The following is a 3,063-nucleotide window of genomic DNA, read 5'->3' as shown; positions in this document are numbered from 1 at the left end:
CTCATTCGGCAAAGTCGAAACTGGATGCCGTCTGTAACAGGCAATCGCATCCTGTTTCAGGGGAACATTTATGACATCATCGGTATTACACCGGATTATCTGCACAAGGATTATCTAAAACTTATGGCAGAAGCCAGAAAGGCAGGACAAAATGGCCAGTATTGACGATCTTGCAGAGGAAATCATGCAGGGTTTGCAGGAATATGCAGACCTTGCGGATACTGCCATGAAAAAGGCTGTCCGGAAAACCGCCACGCAAGTGAAAAACGAGATCTCTGCCAATGCTCCGAAGGACACCGGAAAGTATGCGAAAAGCTGGGCAACGAAGAAGACCAAGGAAAACAGCCATTCTCTTGAAATGACTGTACACAGTAAAAATCGTTATCAGCTGGCACATTTGTTGGAAAAGGGTCATGCCAAACGTGGCGGCGGTCGGGTATCAGGAAAACCGCACATTGCTCCTGCGGAAGAAAACGGTGTACAGTTGCTGGAGCATTTAATTGAGGAGGCGTTGTCATGACTTACGAAGAAATCGCTGAAATGCTGGAAGAAATGGGGCTGCCTTTCGCCTACCATCATTTTGCCGAGGGTGAAAGTCCCGCACCGCCTTTTTTGCTGTTCTTATCTCCCGGAGAGAATACGTTTTCGGCAGACAATTTGGCATATTTCAGTTGCAAACAGCTGGACATTGAATTGTACACAGACAAAAAGCAGCCGGAATTGGAAGAACAGGTGGAGTCAGTGCTTTCCCAGCATGAAATTTATTACACAAAAACAGAACTATTCATTGATTCGGAAGAATTGTATGAAGTGCTCTATGAGATGGAGGTTTGATCTATATGGCAATGGAGAAAAACAAGGTAAAGTTCGGTCTGAACAAAGTTCACTATGCAAAAATCACTTCTTATGATGAAGAAGGTGTACCGACTTTTGCAAAGCCAGTTCGCATTCCCGGTGCAGTGTCGCTGTCTATCGATGCAGAAGGTGAAGCATCCAATTTTTACGCTGACGATGGTGTGTACTATGTGATCAACAATAACTCTGGTTACACCGGCGATCTTGAAATCGCATTGGTTCCGCTTGAGTTTGCGACAGACATTCTCGGTGAGAAGCTGGATGAAAAGGGCGTTCTCACGGAAACCAATACTGCAGAAGTATCCCAGTTTGCACTGCTGTTTGAATTCAGCGGAGATAAGAATAAAATTCGTCACTGTCTGTTCTGTTGTTCTGCCTCTCGTCCGGCAACAGAATCCAGCACCATTGAGGACGAAAAGGAAGTTAAAACAGAAACGCTGTCTTTGACCGCAACGGCATTGAACAGTGGTTTGGTAAAAACTAAAACCTGTGAGAAAACGGATGCCGAGGTTTATGAGAATTGGTACAAGGCGGTATATATGCCAAATCTGGCTGCCGCTGTACAGAGTGGTAAAGCATCCGCAGCATCTGTAAAAGCGTAAGGAGGGTGCAGCATGGCAATTCAGAAGAACATCACCATTGATGGGATTGATGTGCCGTTTAAGGCAAGTGCGGCAGTCCCCAGACTGTATCGTCTGAAATTTCGCAGAGATATTTATCAGGACTTTGCAGCACTGCAAAAGTCTGTGGGAGAAAATACAGAGGAATCCTCTGCACTGGACATCGAGAGCCTTGAGGTGTTTGAGAACATCGCCTATATCATGGCAAAACACGCCGATGCAGCCATTCCGGCTTCTCCGGATGAATGGCTGGAACAGTTCAACACGTTCAGCATTTACGAAATCCTGCCACAGCTGATTGACCTCTGGGGCTTGAATGTAGAAACACAGGTTCAGTCTAAAAAAAACATCGCCCGATTGACCGACCGATGACCACACCGCTGTTTTTGTTGCGGTGCGTTCAGCTTGGTTTGTCAATGGGCGATTTGGATTTTCTGACCATTGGTCTGGTGAATGATATGTTCACCGAACGGGAGAATGACGATTGTCATTATGATGTGATGGCAGATCAGAGGGATTTTGATGCGTTTTGATTACAAGTCATTTTCCTGTATTCTTTTTTGAGCAATGCCGTATACTTCTTCATCGGCTCTGGCACCAATTACAATAATCAGCATCTTATCATTTTGCTTGACAACTTTGTATACGACTCTAAGACCTGCACTTTTCAGTTTGACTTTCAGAAAGCCAGTTAGATCATTGCCGTTTTTGTTTCCAAGCGGTTTCCCATATCCGCCTTCATAAACAGGAAGCGGATTTTGTTTCACTTTCTTGATTGCTTTTAAGACCAGTATTCTTTGACTTCCGTCAAGCGATTTTAAATCACTTTCGGCTTCCGGCAGATATTCTACTTCCCAATTCATTCAAATTCTACCTCATCAAAGTCGGATAAATCGTCGTCTGTGATTCCGAGGTCTTTCATAACTTTTTCTTCCGGAATCGTTTCTTCCGGATTGAATTTTTCCATTCGTTTTACAGCCAGAGTGAGTAAGCGGGCATCATTCACTTCATCCATCAGGCTGACATATTCATCCGGAGAAAGAAGCACACATTCCGGTGCATTGTTTTTCATAACAACTTTTGCACCGCTGTTTTTGACATCCTGAAAAATTTTTCCTGCAAGTCCACGATTGAACTGCGAAATAGAAATGGTATTTTGAATTGCTGCAATAATATTCATACGCTACACCTCCACTTATAGTATACGTCATTTTTACATAAATGTCAATAGATTTACTGATAAAAAAGCTGATATTTTTTTAGAACTGAGGTGATTACATGGCAAACCGCATCAAAGGCATTACCGTAGAAATCGGCGGCGATACCACCAAGCTATCCAAAGCCCTGGAAGGTGTCAACAAGGATATCAAGGGTACACAGACGCAGCTGAAAGATGTCCAGAAGCTGCTGAAACTTGACCCCACCAACACCGAACTCTTGTCCCAGAAGCACAAGCTGCTGGCAGATGCGGTGTCTGCCACCAAAGAAAAGCTGGAAGTACTGAAAACTGCGGCAGAACAGGCAAATACGGCTCTTGCAAATGGTGAAATTTCACAGCAGCAGTATGATGCTTTGCAGCGTGAGATCA

At 44.3% G+C, this 3,063-nt stretch carries 6 protein-coding genes and 1 pseudogene; 5 read left to right on the top strand and 2 right to left on the bottom strand.

Annotated elements, in window-relative coordinates; all coding sequences use genetic code 11:
- Positions 1–151: 151 nt before the first annotated feature.
- From RUMCAL_RS09685 to RUMCAL_RS09670, 4 genes are read left to right on the top strand one after another with little or no spacing between them, the layout of a single operon-like run.
- Positions 152–520, top strand: coding sequence for an HK97 gp10 family phage protein (locus tag RUMCAL_RS09685; RefSeq protein ID WP_021682616.1), 369 nt, complete (start codon positions 152–154; stop codon positions 518–520).
- Entirely contained in the window at positions 517–834 is a 318-nt protein-coding gene (locus RUMCAL_RS09680) for a hypothetical protein (protein ID WP_021682615.1), read from the top strand. Before RUMCAL_RS09685 ends, RUMCAL_RS09680 begins: the two co-directional genes overlap by 4 nt.
- Before the next feature lie 5 nt (positions 835–839).
- Positions 840–1,457, top strand: a complete 618-nt coding sequence (locus tag RUMCAL_RS09675) for a major tail protein (RefSeq protein WP_021682614.1) — start codon at positions 840–842, stop codon at positions 1,455–1,457.
- 12 nt (positions 1,458–1,469) lie between these two features.
- Positions 1,470–1,847, top strand: a complete 378-nt coding sequence (locus tag RUMCAL_RS09670) for a hypothetical protein (protein ID WP_021682613.1) — start codon at positions 1,470–1,472, stop codon at positions 1,845–1,847.
- A 161-nt stretch (positions 1,848–2,008) separates the two neighbouring features.
- Here the strand turns inward: RUMCAL_RS09670 and RUMCAL_RS09665 are convergent, their stop codons facing one another.
- Positions 2,009–2,338 (bottom strand): type II toxin-antitoxin system RelE family toxin, encoded by a 330-nt coding sequence (locus RUMCAL_RS09665; protein WP_021682611.1) that lies wholly within the window; start codon positions 2,336–2,338, stop codon positions 2,009–2,011.
- Entirely contained in the window at positions 2,335–2,655 is a 321-nt protein-coding gene (locus RUMCAL_RS09660) for a type II toxin-antitoxin system Phd/YefM family antitoxin (RefSeq protein WP_021682610.1), read from the bottom strand. The genes RUMCAL_RS09665 and RUMCAL_RS09660 overlap by 4 nt, the downstream gene beginning before the upstream one ends.
- 98 nt (positions 2,656–2,753) lie before the next feature.
- On the opposite strand from RUMCAL_RS09660, the pseudogene RUMCAL_RS09655 reads away from it, so the two are divergent.
- Positions 2,754–3,063, top strand: a pseudogene (locus RUMCAL_RS09655) (phage tail tape measure protein); the annotation flags it as partial.

Origin of the sequence: Ruminococcus callidus ATCC 27760 (assembly GCF_000468015.1) — a bacterium.
Taxonomy (GTDB): Bacteria; Bacillota; Clostridia; order Oscillospirales; family Ruminococcaceae; genus Ruminococcus_C; species Ruminococcus_C callidus.
The sequence above is the reverse complement of the archived record's forward strand: the minus strand, read 5'-3'. Positions and strand labels throughout refer to the sequence as shown.

Bases quoted from the DNA above. Each gene is read 5' to 3' on its own strand.
- RUMCAL_RS09660 (WP_021682610.1), bottom strand. From the start codon at position 2,655: ATGAATATTATTGCAGCAATTCAAAATACCATTTCTATTTCGCAGTTC.
- RUMCAL_RS09680 (WP_021682615.1), top strand. From the start codon at position 517: ATGACTTACGAAGAAATCGCTGAAATGCTGGAAGAAATGGGGCTGCCT.
- RUMCAL_RS09665 (WP_021682611.1), bottom strand. From the start codon at position 2,338: ATGAATTGGGAAGTAGAATATCTGCCGGAAGCCGAAAGTGATTTAAAA.
- RUMCAL_RS09675 (WP_021682614.1), top strand. From the start codon at position 840: ATGGCAATGGAGAAAAACAAGGTAAAGTTCGGTCTGAACAAAGTTCAC.
- RUMCAL_RS09670 (WP_021682613.1), top strand. From the start codon at position 1,470: ATGGCAATTCAGAAGAACATCACCATTGATGGGATTGATGTGCCGTTT.
- RUMCAL_RS09685 (WP_021682616.1), top strand. From the start codon at position 152: ATGGCCAGTATTGACGATCTTGCAGAGGAAATCATGCAGGGTTTGCAG.